Below are 17,146 nucleotides of genomic sequence, written 5' to 3'. Positions count from 1 at the left end.
GGGCCTACATACCCGTAGGGCGGGTCAGCGAAGCGCCACCCGCCACAAGTCGCTCAACAGGGATCTCTCAGTGCTTAACAAACTTTCTCGTCTGCTCGCTGAAGCAGGCATTTCGTTGTCCGCAAACCAGCAGCAACAGCTGGTGGCCTACGTCGAACTGCTCCACAAATGGAACAAAGCGTACAACCTGACTTCTGTACGCGATCCGAACGAGATGTTGGTGCGTCATATTCTCGACAGTATCATCGTTGCTCCTCATCTGAAGGGCAGTCGCTTTATTGATGTGGGCACAGGCCCAGGCCTGCCAGGTATTCCGCTGGCCATCGTTCTGCCGGAGGCGCATTTCACGCTGCTGGACAGCCTTGGTAAGCGCGTACGTTTCCTGCGTCAGGTTCAGCATGAGCTGAAACTCGATAACGTCGAGCCAGTGCAGAGTCGCGTTGAAGAATTTCCGGCTGAGCCGCCGTTTGACGGGGTGATCAGCCGCGCGTTTGCTTCGCTGAATGATATGGTGAGCTGGTGTCATCACTTACCGGGTGAGCAAGGTCGTTTTTATGCGTTGAAAGGGTTGGTGCCTGATGACGAAATCGGTCAGTTGCCGGCAGGTTTTACGGTAGAAGATATAGTAAAACTTCAGGTTCCACAGCTTGATGGCGAACGTCATTTGGTTACGATTAAGCCAACTAAAATTTAATTTTTATCAAAAAATGTGAACTTTAATCGTACAGGTAAGTGTTAAATTTGTACGGGGAAAGCAGTGATACGTTCAGTTACATTTAACGAGTCGGTCACTGCTTTTTTGCTTTCTGTTAACCGTGGAGTGTTTGGTTAACCCTAAAAATAGTCAACCCCGAAAATATCAGGCTGCTAAAAGTCGGGGAACTGAATCGTTGGCTCATGTTAAATTTTTATTATGAATGTCAATGAAAGGTTTTCGGTCTGTATAGGGCTGTTTTAAAAAGAGTCAGAATAATTTGTTATGTATTTCAGAAAGATGACTTCCAGGAATTTTTTCTGTGCGCATTTTCTATAACGGTGAAAATGTTTTTTTTGTGATCGAATGCACGCTTTGATGTGAGGTTTTTCGCGTCATTTGCAGTTTTAATCGATTGTTCACCGTTTAATGAAAAATTGAAAAATAGCCGCGTCGAAAAAAATTTAAACATTTATTCACCTTTTCGCTACTTATTGTTTGAATTCACGGGGCGTCACCGTATAATTTGTCCGCTTTTTGAAGCTTGACTCAGAGCCTCAAAGGACGTTTTATACGACACGCGGCATACCTCGAAGGGAGCAGGAGTAAAAACGTGATGTCTGTGTCGCTCTTGAGTAGAAACGTTGCTCGTAAGCTTCTGTTCATTCAGCTTCTGGCAGTAATGGCAAGTGGATTGCTGTTTAGCCTCAAAGACCCCTTCTGGGGCATCTCCGCCGTATGCGGAGGTTTGGCGGTTGTCGTGCCAAACGCATTGTTTATGATTTTTGCCTGGCGTCATCAGGCGCATACACCTGCCAAAGGCCGCGTGGCCTGGTCTTTCGCCTTCGGCGAAGTGTTCAAGGTGTTGCTGACCTTTGCCCTCCTGGTGGTGGCGCTGGCGGTCTTTAAGGTGGTATTTTTGCCGCTGATAGTGACGTGGGTTTTGGTGCTGGTGGTACAAATTCTGGCTCCAGCTGTAATCAACAACAAAGGGTAAAAGGCATCATGGCTTCAGAAAATATGACGCCGCAGGAATACATAGGTCACCATCTGAATAACCTTCAGCTGGACCTGCGTACTTTCTCGCTGGTGGATCCGCATAACCCCCCGGCCACCTTCTGGACGATCAACATTGACTCCATGTTCTTCTCGGTGGTGCTGGGTCTGTTGTTCCTTGCCATGTTCCGCAGCGTTGCGAAAAAAGCGACCAGCGGCGTACCAGGGAAATTCCAGACGGCTATCGAAATGGTCATCGGATTCGTCCATGGCAGTGTCAAGGACATGTACCATGGCAAGAGCAAGCTGATTGCACCACTGGCACTGACCGTCTTCGTCTGGGTCTTCCTGATGAACCTGATGGACTTGCTGCCAATCGACCTGATTCCGTACATCGGCGAACATATCTTTGGCTTGCCTGCTCTGCGCGTGGTGCCGTCTGCGGACGTGAACATCACCCTCTCTATGGCGCTGGGCGTATTTATCCTGATTATTTTCTACAGCATCAAAATGAAAGGCGTTGGCGGCTTTGTTAAAGAGCTTACCCTGCAGCCGTTCAATCACTGGGCGTTCATTCCGGTCAACCTGATCCTGGAAGGCGTCAGCCTGCTGTCCAAACCGGTTTCTCTTGGTCTGCGACTGTTCGGCAACATGTACGCAGGTGAGCTGATTTTCATTCTGATCGCGGGCCTTCTGCCGTGGTGGTCACAGTGGCTTCTTAATGTGCCTTGGGCCATTTTCCACATCCTGATTATCACGCTGCAAGCCTTTATCTTCATGGTTCTGACGATCGTCTATCTGTCGATGGCATCTGAAGAGCACTGATTTTTTACCAACACTACTACGTTTTAACTGAAACAAACTGGAGACTGTCATGGAAAACCTGAATATGGATCTGCTGTACATGGCTGCCGCTGTGATGATGGGTCTGGCGGCAATCGGTGCTGCGATCGGTATCGGCATCCTCGGGGGTAAATTCCTGGAAGGCGCAGCGCGTCAGCCGGATCTGATTCCTCTGCTGCGTACTCAGTTCTTTATCGTTATGGGTCTGGTGGATGCTATCCCAATGATCGCGGTAGGTCTGGGTCTGTACGTGATGTTTGCTGTCGCGTAGTAAGTCGCCGTTAATTTTTTAAGAGGTATTGTGCTGTGAACATGAACGCAACAATCCTCGGCCAGGCCATCGCGTTTATTCTCTTTGTCTGGTTCTGCATGAAGTACGTATGGCCGCCATTAATGGCAGCCATCGAAAAACGTCAGAAAGAAATTTCCGACGGTCTGGCTTCCGCAGAACGCGCTAAGAAAGATTTGGACCTTGCACAGGCCAACGCGACCGACCAGCTGAAAAAAGCGAAAGCAGAAGCCCAGGTGATTATTGAACAGGCTAACAAACGCCGTTCTCAGATCATGGACGAAGCGAAAGCTGAAGCAGAACAGGAACGTAGCAAAATCGTTGCCCAGGCGCAGGCTGAGATCGACGCCGAGCGCAAACGTGCTCGCGAAGAACTTCGCAAGCAGGTCGCGATTCTGGCTGTTGCTGGTGCCGAGAAGATCATCGAACGTTCCGTGGATGAAGCTGCTAACAGCGACATCGTGGATAAACTTGTCGCTGAACTGTAAGGAGGGAGGGGCTGATGTCTGAATTTGTAACGGTAGCTCGCCCCTACGCCAAAGCAGCTTTTGACTTTGCGGTCGAAAACCAAAGCGTAGACAGCTGGCAGAATATGCTGGGGTTTGCCGCCGAGGTCACGAAAAACGACCAAATCGCGGAGTTACTTTCTGGCGCTCTGGCGCCGGAAACGCTCGCAGATGCGTTTATCGCAATTTGCGGTGAGCAGCTCGACGCTAACGGCCAGAACCTGATTCGGGTGATGGCGGAAAACGGTCGTCTGAAAGCGCTCCCTGATGTTCTTGAGCAGTTCGCGCATTTACGCGCGCTGAGTGAAGCTACCGCGGAAGTCGAAGTGACTTCTGCCTCCGCCCTCAGTGACGAACAGCTTGCGAAAATCACTGCCGCGATGGAAAAACGTCTGTCACGCAAAGTTAAGCTGAATTGCAAAATCGATAAGTCTGTAATGGCAGGTGTCATCATCCGTTCGGGTGATACAGTGATTGATGGTAGCGTACGCGGCCGTCTTGATCGCCTTGCAGACGTCTTGCAGTCTTAAGGGGACTGGAGCATGCAACTGAATTCCACCGAAATCAGCGAACTGATCAAGCAGCGCATTGCTCAGTTCAATGTTGTGAGTGAAGCTCACAACGAAGGTACTATTGTTTCTGTAAGTGACGGTGTTATCCGCATCCACGGCCTGGCCGACTGTATGCAGGGTGAAATGATTTCCCTTCCGGGTAACCGTTACGCTATCGCACTGAACCTGGAGCGCGACTCCGTAGGTGCTGTTGTGATGGGCCCGTACGCTGACCTTGCCGAAGGCATGAAAGTTAAGTGTACTGGTCGTATTCTTGAAGTGCCAGTTGGCCGTGGCCTGCTGGGCCGCGTGGTGAACACCCTGGGTGCGCCAATCGACGGTAAAGGTCCGGTTGAACACGATGGCTTCTCGCCAATCGAAGTGATTGCACCGGGCGTAATCGATCGTCAGTCCGTAGACCAGCCTGTTCAGACCGGTTATAAGTCTGTTGATGCCATGATCCCAATTGGCCGTGGCCAGCGTGAGCTGATCATCGGTGACCGTCAGACCGGTAAAACCGCGATGGCAATCGATGCGATCATCAACCAGCGCGACTCCGGCATCAAATGTGTGTACGTGGCTATCGGCCAGAAAGCGTCCACCATTTCCAACGTGGTTCGTAAACTGGAAGAGCACAACGCCCTGGCTAACACCATCGTTGTTGTGGCAACCGCTTCTGAATCTGCTGCACTGCAATACCTGGCGCCATATGCCGGTTGTGCAATGGGTGAATACTTCCGTGACCGCGGTGAAGATGCGCTGATCGTTTACGATGACCTGTCCAAACAGGCTGTTGCTTACCGTCAGGTTTCCCTGCTGCTCCGTCGTCCACCAGGACGTGAAGCATTCCCGGGCGACGTGTTCTACCTCCACTCCCGTCTGCTGGAGCGCGCATCCCGCGTTAACGCGGAATACGTTGAGAACTTCACCAAAGGTGAAGTGAAAGGTAAAACCGGCTCCCTGACTGCGCTGCCGATTATCGAAACGCAGGCAGGCGACGTTTCCGCGTTCGTTCCGACCAACGTAATTTCCATTACCGATGGTCAGATCTTCCTGGAAACCAACCTGTTCAACTCCGGTATTCGTCCGGCGGTTAACCCGGGTATCTCCGTATCCCGTGTGGGTGGTGCTGCTCAGACCAAAATCATCAAGAAACTGTCCGGTGGTATTCGTACCGCGCTGGCACAGTATCGTGAACTGGCGGCATTCTCTCAGTTTGCATCCGATCTGGACGAAGCAACCCGTAAACAGCTGAGCCACGGTCAGAAAGTGACCGAGCTTCTGAAGCAGAAACAGTATGCTCCTATGTCTGTAGCACAGCAGGGTCTGGTTCTGTTCGCGGCTGAACGCGGTTACCTCGAAGATGTGGAACTGGCGAAAATCGGTAGCTTCGAAGCCGCTCTGCTGGCTTACGTCGACCGTGACCATGCTCCGCTGATGCAAGAAATCAACCAGACTGGTAACTATAACGACGAAATCGAAGGCAAGCTGAAAGGCATCCTCGATTCCTTCAAAGCAACCCAGTCCTGGTAACGTCTGGCGGCTTGTCTTAGGGCAGGCCGCAAGGCATTGAGGAGAAGCTCATGGCCGGCGCAAAAGAGATACGTAGTAAGATCGCAAGCGTCCAGAACACGCAGAAGATCACTAAAGCGATGGAAATGGTCGCCGCGTCCAAAATGCGTAAATCGCAGGAACGCATGGCAGCCAGCCGTCCTTATGCTGATACCATGCGCAAAGTGATTGGTCACCTTGCCACCGGTAATCTGGAATATAAGCACCCATACCTGGAAGAACGCGACGTTAAGCGCGTGGGCTACCTGGTGGTGTCCACTGACCGTGGTCTGTGCGGCGGTTTGAACATTAACCTGTTCAAAAAAGTGCTGGCAGATATGAAAGCATGGTCCGATAAAGGCGTTCAGAGCGAACTCGCGATGATCGGCTCCAAGGGCGTGTCTTTCTTTAATTCCGTTGGCGGTAACGTGGTTGCTCAGGTCACAGGCATGGGGGATAACCCTTCCCTGTCCGAACTGATCGGCCCGGTAAAAGTGATGTTGCAGGCCTATGATGAAGGCCGTCTGGACAAGCTTTACGTTGTCAGCAACAAATTTATTAACACCATGTCTCAGGTTCCGACCATCACTCAGCTGCTGCCGCTGCCGGCATCAGAAGACGAGGAACTGAAGCGTAAATCCTGGGACTACCTGTACGAACCTGATCCGAAGGCGCTGCTCGACACCCTGCTGCGTCGTTATGTCGAATCTCAGGTTTATCAGGGCGTTGTAGAAAACCTGGCCAGCGAGCAGGCCGCACGTATGGTGGCGATGAAAGCCGCGACCGATAATGGCGGCAGCCTGATTAAAGAGCTGCAGTTGGTATACAACAAAGCTCGTCAGGCCAGCATTACTCAGGAACTCACCGAGATCGTCTCGGGGGCCGCCGCGGTTTAACCAGGTTTACGAATTACGTAGAGGATTCAAGATGGCTACTGGAAAGATTGTCCAGGTAATCGGCGCCGTGGTGGACGTCGAGTTCCCTCAGGACGCTGTACCACGCGTATATGATGCGCTTGAGGTACAAAATGGTAACGAGAGCCTGGTGCTGGAAGTTCAGCAGCAGCTCGGTGGTGGTATCGTTCGTACCATCGCAATGGGTTCTTCCGACGGTCTGCGTCGTGGTCTGGAAGTGAAAGACCTCGCTCACCCGATCGAAGTCCCGGTAGGTAAAGCAACGCTCGGTCGTATCATGAACGTCCTGGGCCAGCCTATCGACATGAAAGGCGACATCGGTGAAGAAGAGCGTTGGGCTATCCACCGCGCGGCACCTTCCTACGAAGAGCTTTCAAGCTCTCAGGAACTGCTGGAAACCGGTATCAAAGTAATGGACCTGATTTGCCCGTTCGCTAAGGGTGGTAAAGTCGGTCTGTTCGGTGGTGCGGGTGTAGGTAAAACCGTAAACATGATGGAGCTTATCCGTAACATCGCGATCGAGCACTCCGGTTACTCTGTGTTTGCGGGCGTGGGTGAACGTACTCGTGAGGGTAACGACTTCTACCACGAAATGACCGACTCCAACGTTCTGGATAAAGTATCCCTGGTTTATGGCCAGATGAACGAGCCACCAGGAAACCGTCTGCGCGTAGCGCTGACCGGCCTGACCATGGCTGAGAAATTCCGTGATGAAGGTCGTGACGTACTGCTGTTCGTCGACAACATCTACCGTTATACCCTGGCCGGTACTGAAGTCTCCGCACTGCTGGGCCGTATGCCTTCAGCGGTAGGTTATCAGCCGACCCTGGCGGAAGAGATGGGTGTTCTGCAGGAACGTATCACCTCCACCAAAACCGGTTCTATCACCTCCGTTCAGGCGGTATACGTACCAGCGGATGACTTGACTGACCCATCCCCAGCCACCACCTTTGCTCACTTAGATGCAACCGTGGTACTGAGCCGTCAGATCGCGTCTCTGGGTATCTACCCGGCCGTTGACCCGCTGGATTCCACCAGCCGTCAGCTGGATCCACTGGTGGTTGGTCAGGAACACTACGACACTGCGCGTGGCGTTCAGTCCATCCTGCAGCGTTACCAGGAACTAAAAGACATCATCGCGATCCTGGGTATGGACGAACTGTCCGAAGAAGACAAACTGGTGGTAGCACGTGCGCGTAAAATTCAGCGCTTCCTGTCCCAGCCATTCTTCGTAGCAGAAGTCTTTACCGGTTCCCCAGGTAAATTCGTTTCGCTGAAAGACACCATCCGTGGCTTTAAAGGCATCATGGACGGCGAATACGACCACCTGCCGGAGCAGGCGTTCTATATGGTTGGCACCATCGACGAAGCTGTTGAGAAAGCCAAAAAACTTTAACGCCTTAATCGGAGGGTGATATGGCAATGACTTACCACCTGGATGTCGTCAGCGCAGAGCAACAAATGTTCTCTGGTCTGGTCGAGAAAATTCAGGTAACGGGTAGCGAAGGTGAACTGGGGATTTACCCGGGTCACGCCCCGCTGCTCACCGCCATTAAGCCTGGTATGATTCGCATCGTGAAGCAGCACGGACACGAAGAGTTTATCTACCTGTCCGGCGGCGTTCTTGAAGTGCAGCCAGGTACGGTCACCGTACTGGCTGATACCGCGATTCGCGGTCAGGATCTCGACGAAGCGCGAGCCCTGGAAGCGAAACGTAAAGCGGAAGAGCACATCAAGAGCTCACACGGCGACGTGGATTACGCTCAGGCGTCCGCGGAACTGGCCAAAGCGATCGCCAAACTGCGCGTTATCGAGTTGACCAAAAAAGCGATGTAACACCGGCTTGAAAGCACAAAGGCCAGTCTGGTTTCCAGGCTGGCTTTTTTATTGGATGTAACCATTAAGTGTGAGTTATGTCACATAGATGTTGATCTGTACGAAAACCCGGCGTAGACTCTTTTTTGTGAGCTAAATCACAAATCAATTGTGCTATGCAGGAATAATAATGAAACGCTTTCATAAAATCATCGCGCTGTTCAGCAACCTGAGCTTCTAAGTCTCTGTATTGCTCGACAAAATGAATAAGAGAAGGTCGCCGAAAGGCGGCCTTTTTGTTTTTTGGCTCCCATCCGCCAGCTTGATTCAGGCTTCGAAAGAACAACGAAAGCAGAGACATAGCGGCTAAACTTCGGATTATGGGTCTTTTTTTCGAGACAAAGGGCGCTACGATCATCGAAAATAGCGCAATAAATCCGTGTTTCACTTTCGTATTGACGGTTTTCTCTGCATTCCGTTTCATGATGAAAAATATGTAGAAATTTCAATGCGAAAGGTTTTAACTTCCCACTCAAACTACTGTCAGGATGCGTATGTCAAACAGTGCGATGAGCGTAGTAATCCTTGCCGCTGGCAAAGGTACTCGCATGTATTCCGATCTCCCAAAAGTGCTGCACACGTTGGCAGGCAAGCCGATGGTGCAACATGTTATTGATGCAGCTGATGATTTAGGCGCTTCGCAGGTTCACCTGGTTTATGGTCACGGCGGCGATTTACTGAAGCAGACCCTGACAGAAGGCAACCTGAATTGGGTCCTTCAGGCTGAACAGCTCGGTACGGGCCATGCAATGCAGCAAGCAGCTCCGTTCTTCGCCGACGATGAAGACATCATGATGCTGTACGGCGACGTACCGCTGATCTCCGTTGAAACGCTCGAACGTCTGCGTGCAGCCAGGCCGCAGGGCGGCATCGGTTTGCTAACGGTCAAACTGGATGATCCTAGCGGATATGGCCGCATCACCCGTGAAAACGGCAAAGTGACGGGCATCGTTGAGCATAAAGATGCGACTGACGAACAGCGCCAGATTCAGGAAATCAACACCGGTATCCTGATTGCAGGTGGAGCAGACCTGAAGCGCTGGCTCGGCAAGCTCGATAACAACAACGCGCAGGGCGAATTCTATATTACAGACATCATCGCGATGGCGTACCAGGAAGGGCGTGAAATTGCCGCCGTTCATCCGGATCGTCTGAGTGAAGTTGAAGGTGTGAACAACCGTCTTCAACTTTCCCGTCTGGAGCGTGTGTATCAGAGCGAGCAAGCAGACAAACTGCTGTTGGCGGGCGTAATGCTGCGCGACCCGGCGCGTTTTGATTTGCGTGGCAGCCTGACACACGGGCGTGACGTCGAAATTGATACTAACGTTATCGTTGAAGGTAACGTCACACTCGGTCACCGCGTGAAAATTGGTACTGGCTGTGTGATTAAAAACAGCGTGATTGGCGATGACTGCGAAATCAGCCCGTATTCCGTGGTGGAAGATGCTCATCTCGAAGCAGCCTGTACGATTGGACCGTTTGCTCGTCTGCGTCCTGGCGCTGAACTGCTGGAAGGCGCGCACGTCGGCAACTTCGTTGAGATGAAAAAAGCGCGTCTCGGCAAAGGCTCTAAAGCCGGCCATTTGAGCTATCTCGGTGATGCGGAAATTGGCGATAACGTGAATATCGGCGCAGGCACTATTACCTGCAACTACGATGGCGCGAACAAATTCAAAACCATCATCGGCGATGATGTGTTTGTTGGCTCGGATTCACAGCTGGTGGCTCCGGTCACCATCGGTAAAGGCGTAACCATTGCTGCGGGCACAACGGTGACACGCAACGTTGCGGATAATGAACTGGTTTTAAGCCGTGTGCCGCAGGTTCATAAGCAGGGCTGGCAGCGTCCGGTGAAGAAGAAGTAAAAAAGTGGCGGGTGGCGCTTCGCTGACCCGCCCCACAGATTTGTAGGCCTGATAAGGCGTAGCCGCCATCGGGCAAACAGGGTGAGGGGATAACATAATCCTCCGCCCAAATAGCACTACCCATAAAAATAACCCCACTCTCTACAAGGCTCGGGGCTCCGGAAAAACCGGAAAACACAGGTCAGCGACAACGCATGGCATTATGCCAATTCAGGAAATCTAACTATGTGTGGAATTGTTGGCGCAGTCGCGCAGCGTGATATTGCTGAAATCCTTCTCGAAGGGCTTCGTCGTCTGGAATACCGTGGTTATGACTCTGCCGGTCTGGCAGTGGTCGACAACGAAGGGCACATGACCCGTCTGCGTCGCCTCGGTAAAGTACAAATGCTGTCCGCAGCGGCAGAGGAACAGCCTCTCCACGGCGGCACCGGTATTGCGCACACGCGCTGGGCAACCCATGGCGAGCCGTCTGAAGGCAACGCCCATCCTCATGTTTCCGACCACATTGTTGTGGTGCATAACGGCATCATCGAAAACCACGAACCGCTGCGCGAACTGCTGCAGTCCCGTGGCTACGTGTTTGCCTCCGAAACTGACACCGAAGTGATTGCTCACCTGGTTCACTGGGAGCTGGAGCAGGGTGGAACATTGCGTGAAGCTGTACTGCGCGCGATCCCACAACTGCGTGGCGCTTACGGAACCGTGGTGATGGACACCCGCCATCCGGATACCCTGCTGGCCGCTCGTTCAGGCAGCCCGCTGGTGATTGGTTTAGGGATGGGTGAGAACTTTATCGCTTCCGATCAGCTGGCATTGTTGCCCGTCACTCGTCGCTTTATCTTCCTGGAAGAAGGCGATATTGCTGAAGTGACTCGCCGCAGCGTGACCGTGTTTGCCAAATCCGGCGAACAGGTAAAACGCCCGGACATCGAATCGAATCTGCAGTATGACGCGGGCGACAAAGGCATCTACCGTCACTACATGCAGAAAGAGATCTACGAACAGCCGAATGCGATCAAAAACACCCTGAGCGGGCGTATCAGCCACGGCCTGGTCGATCTCAGCGAGCTTGGCGCGAACGCCAATGAAATGCTTTCAAAAGTTGAGCATATTCAGATTGTTGCCTGCGGGACGTCCTACAATTCAGGGATGGTTTCCCGTTACTGGTTCGAATCTTTGGCTGGCGTGCCGTGCGATGTCGAAATCGCATCCGAATTCCGCTACCGCAAATCTGCCGTGCGTCGCAACAGCCTGATGATCACCCTTTCGCAGTCTGGCGAAACGGCAGATACGCTGGCGGCTCTGCGTTTGTCTAAAGAGCTCGGATACCTTGGATCACTGGCGATTTGTAACGTGCCGGGCTCCTCGCTGGTGCGTGAATCCGATCTGGCGCTGATGACCAAAGCAGGCACTGAAATCGGTGTCGCCTCAACCAAAGCGTTCACCACACAATTAACCGTGTTGCTGATGCTGGTGGCGAAACTGGCCAATCTGAAAGGTCAGGATGCCTCGATTGAGCAGGACATCGTTCACGGTCTGCAGGCCCTGCCAAGCCGTATCGAGCAGATGCTCTCGCAGGATAAGCGCATTGAAGCGCTGGCGGAGGATTTCTCCGACAAGCATCACGCGCTGTTCCTTGGCCGTGGCGATCAGTACCCGATTGCCCTTGAAGGCGCGCTGAAGCTCAAAGAGATCTCCTACATTCACGCGGAAGCGTATGCCGCAGGTGAACTCAAACACGGTCCACTGGCGTTGATTGATGCCGACATGCCGGTGATTGTGGTGGCGCCAAATAACGAGCTGTTAGAAAAACTGAAATCCAACATTGAAGAAGTCCGCGCCCGTGGCGGCGTGCTGTATGTCTTCGCTGATCAGGATGCCGGTTTTACCAGCAGCGACAACATGCACATCATCGAGATGCCGCATGTTGAAGAAGTTATCGCCCCAATCTTCTACACCGTGCCACTGCAATTGCTGGCCTATCACGTCGCGCTGATTAAAGGCACTGACGTAGACCAGCCGCGCAACCTGGCAAAATCGGTGACTGTCGAGTAATCCTCACGGGCTCTGCATAATGCAGAGCCCGATCTCTTCTTAGATACGGAATGTAGCGACTGCCAGCCGCAGTTGTTCCGCTTGTTCCTCCAGAGAAGCCGAAGCTGTCGCCGACTGTTCCACCAGCTGGGCGTTTTGCTGCGTCACGCTTTCCATCTGCGTCACCGCAAGGCTAACCTGTTCGATACCGCGGCTTTGTTCTTCAGACGCCGTCGTAATTTCCCCCATGATGTCCGTGACTCGCGAAACGGCGCTGACAATCTCTTTCATGGTTTCGCCGGCATCAGACACTTGTTGTGAGCCCGTGCTGACCTGGCTGACGGATGTTTCAATCAAGCCCTTAATCTCTTTTGCGGCATGTGCGCTGCGGCTTGCCAGCGTACGAACTTCACCCGCGACAACCGCAAACCCACGCCCTTGTTCGCCCGCTCGTGCAGCTTCAACGGCAGCATTCAGCGCCAGAATATTGGTCTGGAAGGCGATGCCGTCGATAACGCTGGTGATATGTGCGATTTGCTGAGAGCTTTCGGCAATTTTCTGCATGGTGCCTACGACGTTATCAACTGCCTGCCCGCCAAGCGCAGCCGTTTCTGAAGCATTTCCCGCAAGCTGAGCGGCCTGGCGAGCATTATCGGTATTCTGTTTTACGGTCGCGGTGAGCTGCTCCATGCTGGCGGCAGTCTGTTCCAGCGAGGCGGCTTGTTCTTCGGTACGGGATGACAGGTTGTTATTACCTGAAGCGATTTCGCTGGCGCCAATATAAATCGTGTCTGAACCGTTACGTACAGTGGTGACCGTTTGGGTCAGTGATTGCTGCATATGATTCAGGTTTTCCACCAGATGATTAATCTCAAGGCAGCCCTGGGCGGTGTTTGGGTGGGAGAGATCGCCGCTGGCGATGATACGAATGTGTTCTACCACCGCTTTTAGCGGTTCAAGCAGCAGATTTCGTAAGCCTGCCCAGACGAAGACGAGCGTCGCCAGCACGGTCAGTAAAATTGCCGCCAGCGTCCACTGCATCTGGCTAAAGGCTTTGAGGTTCAGTTCTGTGGCGGCATGCAGCAGTGAGGTGTTTTCCGTTCGCCAGTGATGGTAGCTCGCTTCAATGGCATCTTGCGCCTGCTGCGCATCCAGATTGCCATAAGCCGCATAGTTATTTTGCTGCAGGTAAGTGATGGAGAGTTTTAACAGCTCGGCCATTTGACGATAGGTTTTTTCCATCTCGGTGGCGAGCTGCTGTTTTTGTCCATCAACCAGCGGCAGGCTTTTGTACCGGCTGAACATGGTGTCAGCAGTAGTAAGAGAAGCGGATGCGCTTTTGAGTAATTCATCAATAGCACGCAGGGAATCAGGGTCGCGCTGTTCTTTCAGAAAACGAATGGCGACGCGCGTGACCGTGACACGGGTTTTAATCAGCGTGCTTACGCTGTCGCTCAGGTTTTCCAGCTGTGAATTGAGGATGTCAGATTTCTGGAAATTTTGTCTGTCATCATCAACGGCAGAATAGAAAAGACCGCCAGTGACGAGCTGCAGTGTGCAGAACAGAGTCAGCACGATAACGATCCCAGTCACGACGCGAATGTTTTTTAGCACGAGTTTCTTCCCTTAAATGTTGTGGTTTTACTAACAACATCGGAGGTTTCACCAGAAACTAAAGCCGATTTTTTCACCATCATAAAGATGACAAACTGTCATTTTCAGCTAACGTTTGCAGTGTCACAAAAAGAAAATTTAACTGAAAACTTAGCGTCATAATGTTTTGTAACGTGATGATATCACTTGGTTATTTCGATTTTATTTAACCCAAACTTTCCATGTCATAAAACTGTCATAATTCGTACATTTAACTGTCACCTGTTTGTCCTATTTTGCTCAACGTAGCCACTTAAACAACGATTTACGAAATCCTGCAGGAGACATTATGAAAGTTATGCGTACCACTGTCGCAACTGTTGTCGCCGCGACCTTATCGATGAGCGCTTTCTCTGCATTCGCAGCAGCAAGCCTGACTGGCGCTGGTGCAACCTTCCCTGCGCCGGTGTATGCCAAATGGGCAGATACCTACCAGAAAGAGACCGGTAACAAGGTCAACTATCAGGGTATCGGCTCTTCCGGCGGTGTTAAGCAGATTACCGCTAAAACTGTGGATTTCGGCGCTTCTGATGCCCCGCTGTCTGACGACAAGCTGGTTCAGGAAGGTCTGTTCCAGTTCCCAACTGTCATCGGCGGTGTCGTACTGGCGGTTAACCTGCCGGGCTTCAAATCCGGTGAGCTGGTGCTGGACGGTAAAACCCTGGGTGACATCTATCTGGGCAAAATCAAAAAGTGGGACGACGAAGCGATTGCTAAGCTGAACCCAGGCAAGAAACTGCCTTCTCAGAACATCGCCGTTGTGCGTCGTGCTGATGGTTCCGGTACTTCCTTCGTGTTCACCAGCTACCTGGCTAAAGTCAACGATGAGTGGAAATCCAAAATCGGCGCGGGCTCTACTGTGAACTGGCCGACCGGTCTGGGCGGTAAAGGTAACGATGGCATCGCGGCCTTCGTTCAGCGTCTGCCGGGTTCCATCGGTTATGTTGAATACGCTTACGCTAAGCAGAACAATCTGGCTTACACCAGGCTGGTTTCTGCCGACGGCAAAGCCGTTAGCCCAACGGAAGAAAGCTTCGCTAACGCGGCGAAAGGTGCGGACTGGAGCAAATCTTTCGCTCAGGACCTGACTAACCAGAAAGGCGATGACGTGTGGCCAATCACTTCCACCACCTTCATCCTGGTCCACAAAGAGCAGGCTAAGCCTGAGCAGGGTACCGAAGTGCTGAAGTTCTTCGACTGGGCCTATAAAAACGGTGCCAAAGAAGCGAACGCACTGGATTACGCTTCGCTGCCAGACAGCGTGGTTGAGCAGGTTCGTGCTGCATGGAAGACCAGCGTGAAAGACAGCAGCGGTAAAGCGCTGTACTAACAGGATATTTTTAACGAAGATGGCGGGTGGCGCTTACGCTTACCCGCCCTACGGCCAACACCGTAGGCCCGGTAAGCGGAAGCGCCACCGGGCAAATTCGTAACTTAACTGAAGAGTAATTTATGGCTGCAACCAAGCCTGCATTTAACCCACCGGGTAAAAAGGGTGACCTCATTTTCGGCGCGCTGGTAAAACTGGCTGCGCTGATTGTGCTATTGATGCTGGGTGGCATCATCGTTTCCCTGATTGTTTCCTCCTGGCCGAGCATTCAGAAGTTTGGTTTTTCCTTCCTCTGGACCAAAGAGTGGGATGCGCCGAATGATATCTACGGTGCCCTTGTCCCGATTTATGGCACGCTCGTCACCTCCATTATTGCTCTGCTGATTGCGGTTCCTGTCAGTTTTGGTATTGCCCTGTTCCTGACGGAACTGGCACCGAACTGGCTGAAGCGTCCGCTGGGTATTGCGATTGAACTGCTGGCTGCTATCCCGAGTATCGTGTACGGGATGTGGGGTTTGTTCATTTTCGCGCCGTTATTTGCGACTTACTTCCAGGAACCGGTGGGCAACGTGCTCTCCGCTATTCCGTTTGTCGGAGCCCTTTTCTCCGGCCCGGCGTTTGGTATCGGTCTGCTGGCGGCAGGCGTTATCCTCGCTATCATGATTATTCCTTACATCGCCGCGGTTATGCGCGATGTGTTTGAACAAACCCCGGTGATGATGAAAGAGTCGGCCTACGGTATCGGCTGCACCACCTGGGAAGTTATCTGGCGTATCGTTCTGCCATTCACCAAAAATGGGGTGATTGGCGGCGTCATGCTGGGCCTGGGTCGTGCGCTGGGTGAAACCATGGCGGTGACCTTTATCATCGGTAACACCTACCAGCTCGACAGCGCTTCGCTGTATATGCCGGGCAACAGCATCACCTCCGCGTTGGCGAACGAGTTTGCAGAAGCCGAGTCGGGCCTGCACGTAGCGGCGCTGATGGAACTGGGTCTGATCCTGTTCGTGATCACCTTTATCGTTCTGGCTATCTCCAAGCTGATGATTAAACGCCTCGCGAAAAACGAGGGGGCACGCTAATGGCTACGCTTGAAATGCAAACCACTCCTGAGCTGATCGAATCCCGCCGCAAAATGCAGGCGCGTCGCCGCTTCAAAAACCGTATCGCCCTGACGTTGTCGATGGCGACCATGGCGTTTGGCCTGTTCTGGCTGGTGTGGATTTTGTTCTCGACGGTGACTCGCGGCATTGATGGAATGTCGATTGCCCTGTTCACCGAAATGACTCCCCCGCCAAATACTGCGGGTGGTGGTCTGGCGAATGCCCTGGCCGGTAGCGGCTTGTTGATTCTGTGGTCCACCGTATTTGGTACCCCACTGGGCATCATGGCAGGGATTTATCTGGCGGAATACGGCCGTAAATCCTGGGTCGCGGAAGTGATTCGTTTCATCAACGATATCCTGCTTTCTGCGCCGTCCATTGTGGTTGGCCTGTTCGTTTACACCATTGTTGTTGCGCAGATGCAGCACTTCTCCGGCTGGGCTGGCGTGATTGCGCTGGCGCTGCTGCAAGTGCCGATTGTTATCCGTACCACTGAGAACATGCTGAAGCTGGTGCCGGACAATCTGCGTGAAGCGGCCTATGCCCTGGGGACTCCGAAGTGGAAGATGATTTCCGCTATCACGCTGAAAGCGTCCATTTCCGGGATCATGACCGGTGTGCTGTTGGCCGTGGCACGTATCGCCGGTGAAACGGCTCCGCTGCTGTTTACCGCGCTCTCCAACCAGTTCTGGAGCACCGACATGATGCAGCCGATTGCTAACCTGCCGGTGACCATTTTCAAATTTGCCATGAGCCCGTTTGCCGAATGGCAACAGCTGGCCTGGGCCGGGGTGCTGATCATTACCCTGTGCGTATTGTTGCTGAACATTCTGGCACGCGTCATTTTCGCGAAGCAGAAACACGGTTAAAAACTGCCGGATGGCGGCATCACTGCCTTATCCGGCCTGCAACACCGTAGGCCTGATAAGCGTAGCGCCATCA

17 protein-coding genes are annotated in these 17,146 nt (G+C 52.6%); 15 read left to right on the top strand and 2 right to left on the bottom strand.

Annotated features, from left to right (window positions below; translation table 11 throughout):
• Positions 1 to 70: 70 nt before the first annotated feature.
• The 10 genes from rsmG (at position 71) to ACI2I2_RS21915 (ending at position 8,180) form a co-directional block, all read left to right on the top strand.
• The gene (gene rsmG / locus ACI2I2_RS21960) at positions 71 to 694 is read left to right on the top strand and encodes a 16S rRNA (guanine(527)-N(7))-methyltransferase RsmG (protein WP_404659887.1); all 624 of its coding nucleotides are present in this window, start codon (positions 71 to 73) and stop codon (positions 692 to 694) included.
• 616 nt (positions 695 to 1,310) lie between these two features.
• A complete protein-coding gene (atpI, locus tag ACI2I2_RS21955) occupies positions 1,311 to 1,691 on the top strand; it encodes a F0F1 ATP synthase subunit I (RefSeq protein ID WP_404659886.1) in 381 nt (126 codons plus the stop codon).
• An 8-nt stretch (positions 1,692 to 1,699) separates the two neighbouring features.
• Positions 1,700 to 2,515 (top strand): F0F1 ATP synthase subunit A, encoded by an 816-nt coding sequence (atpB, locus tag ACI2I2_RS21950; protein ID WP_404659885.1) that lies wholly within the window; start codon positions 1,700 to 1,702, stop codon positions 2,513 to 2,515.
• A 49-nt stretch (positions 2,516 to 2,564) separates the two neighbouring features.
• Positions 2,565 to 2,804, top strand: a complete 240-nt coding sequence (gene atpE, locus ACI2I2_RS21945; RefSeq protein WP_000429386.1) for a F0F1 ATP synthase subunit C — start codon at positions 2,565 to 2,567, stop codon at positions 2,802 to 2,804.
• Between the two features lie 35 nt (positions 2,805 to 2,839).
• Complete coding sequence (atpF, locus tag ACI2I2_RS21940; RefSeq protein WP_330985556.1) at positions 2,840 to 3,310, top strand: F0F1 ATP synthase subunit B; 471 nt, start codon at positions 2,840 to 2,842, stop codon at positions 3,308 to 3,310.
• A gap of 14 nt (positions 3,311 to 3,324) precedes the next feature.
• Positions 3,325 to 3,858, top strand: coding sequence for a F0F1 ATP synthase subunit delta (gene atpH, locus ACI2I2_RS21935; RefSeq protein WP_330985555.1), 534 nt, complete (start codon positions 3,325 to 3,327; stop codon positions 3,856 to 3,858).
• A 12-nt stretch (positions 3,859 to 3,870) separates the two neighbouring features.
• Positions 3,871 to 5,412: a F0F1 ATP synthase subunit alpha gene (gene atpA / locus ACI2I2_RS21930; protein ID WP_404659884.1), complete on the top strand. Its 1,542-nt coding sequence runs from the start codon at positions 3,871 to 3,873 to the stop codon at positions 5,410 to 5,412.
• A gap of 50 nt (positions 5,413 to 5,462) precedes the next feature.
• A complete protein-coding gene (gene atpG, locus ACI2I2_RS21925) occupies positions 5,463 to 6,326 on the top strand; it encodes a F0F1 ATP synthase subunit gamma (RefSeq protein WP_404659883.1) in 864 nt (287 codons plus the stop codon).
• A 31-nt stretch (positions 6,327 to 6,357) separates the two neighbouring features.
• Positions 6,358 to 7,740 (top strand): F0F1 ATP synthase subunit beta, encoded by a 1,383-nt coding sequence (gene atpD / locus ACI2I2_RS21920; protein WP_330985552.1) that lies wholly within the window; start codon positions 6,358 to 6,360, stop codon positions 7,738 to 7,740.
• A gap of 20 nt (positions 7,741 to 7,760) precedes the next feature.
• Positions 7,761 to 8,180: a F0F1 ATP synthase subunit epsilon gene (locus tag ACI2I2_RS21915; protein WP_404659882.1), complete on the top strand. Its 420-nt coding sequence runs from the start codon at positions 7,761 to 7,763 to the stop codon at positions 8,178 to 8,180.
• 64 nt (positions 8,181 to 8,244) lie between these two features.
• Here the strand turns inward: ACI2I2_RS21915 and ACI2I2_RS21910 are convergent, their stop codons facing one another.
• Entirely contained in the window at positions 8,245 to 8,643 is a 399-nt protein-coding gene (locus tag ACI2I2_RS21910; RefSeq protein ID WP_404659881.1) for a hypothetical protein, read from the bottom strand.
• A 70-nt stretch (positions 8,644 to 8,713) separates the two neighbouring features.
• Between ACI2I2_RS21910 and glmU the strand changes: the two genes are divergently transcribed.
• Both glmU and glmS read left to right on the top strand, forming a co-directional pair.
• Positions 8,714 to 10,084, top strand: coding sequence for a bifunctional UDP-N-acetylglucosamine diphosphorylase/glucosamine-1-phosphate N-acetyltransferase GlmU (gene glmU, locus ACI2I2_RS21905; RefSeq protein ID WP_404659880.1), 1,371 nt, complete (start codon positions 8,714 to 8,716; stop codon positions 10,082 to 10,084).
• 225 nt (positions 10,085 to 10,309) lie between these two features.
• Positions 10,310 to 12,139, top strand: coding sequence for a glutamine--fructose-6-phosphate transaminase (isomerizing) (gene glmS / locus ACI2I2_RS21900; RefSeq protein WP_404659879.1), 1,830 nt, complete (start codon positions 10,310 to 10,312; stop codon positions 12,137 to 12,139).
• A 39-nt stretch (positions 12,140 to 12,178) separates the two neighbouring features.
• Here glmS and ACI2I2_RS21895 read toward each other — a convergent pair whose 3' ends face one another.
• Positions 12,179 to 13,732: a methyl-accepting chemotaxis protein gene (locus ACI2I2_RS21895; RefSeq protein WP_404659878.1), complete on the bottom strand. Its 1,554-nt coding sequence runs from the start codon at positions 13,730 to 13,732 to the stop codon at positions 12,179 to 12,181.
• A 328-nt stretch (positions 13,733 to 14,060) separates the two neighbouring features.
• Here ACI2I2_RS21895 and pstS point away from each other — a divergent pair, with 328 nt between their 5' ends.
• The 3 genes from pstS (at position 14,061) to pstA (ending at position 17,073) form a co-directional block, all read left to right on the top strand.
• A complete protein-coding gene (gene pstS, locus ACI2I2_RS21890; RefSeq protein ID WP_404659877.1) occupies positions 14,061 to 15,101 on the top strand; it encodes a phosphate ABC transporter substrate-binding protein PstS in 1,041 nt (346 codons plus the stop codon).
• Positions 15,102 to 15,223: 122 nt separating this feature from the next.
• Positions 15,224 to 16,183, top strand: coding sequence for a phosphate ABC transporter permease PstC (gene pstC / locus ACI2I2_RS21885; RefSeq protein ID WP_404659876.1), 960 nt, complete (start codon positions 15,224 to 15,226; stop codon positions 16,181 to 16,183).
• A complete protein-coding gene (pstA, locus tag ACI2I2_RS21880) occupies positions 16,183 to 17,073 on the top strand; it encodes a phosphate ABC transporter permease PstA (protein ID WP_404659875.1) in 891 nt (296 codons plus the stop codon). The genes pstC and pstA overlap by 1 nt, the downstream gene beginning before the upstream one ends.
• Positions 17,074 to 17,146: the final 73 nt, after the last annotated feature.

Source organism: Scandinavium sp. NPDC088450 (assembly GCF_044900545.1).
GTDB lineage: Bacteria > Pseudomonadota > Gammaproteobacteria > Enterobacterales > Enterobacteriaceae > Scandinavium.
The sequence above is the reverse complement of the archived record's forward strand: the minus strand, read 5'-3'. Positions and strand labels throughout refer to the sequence as shown.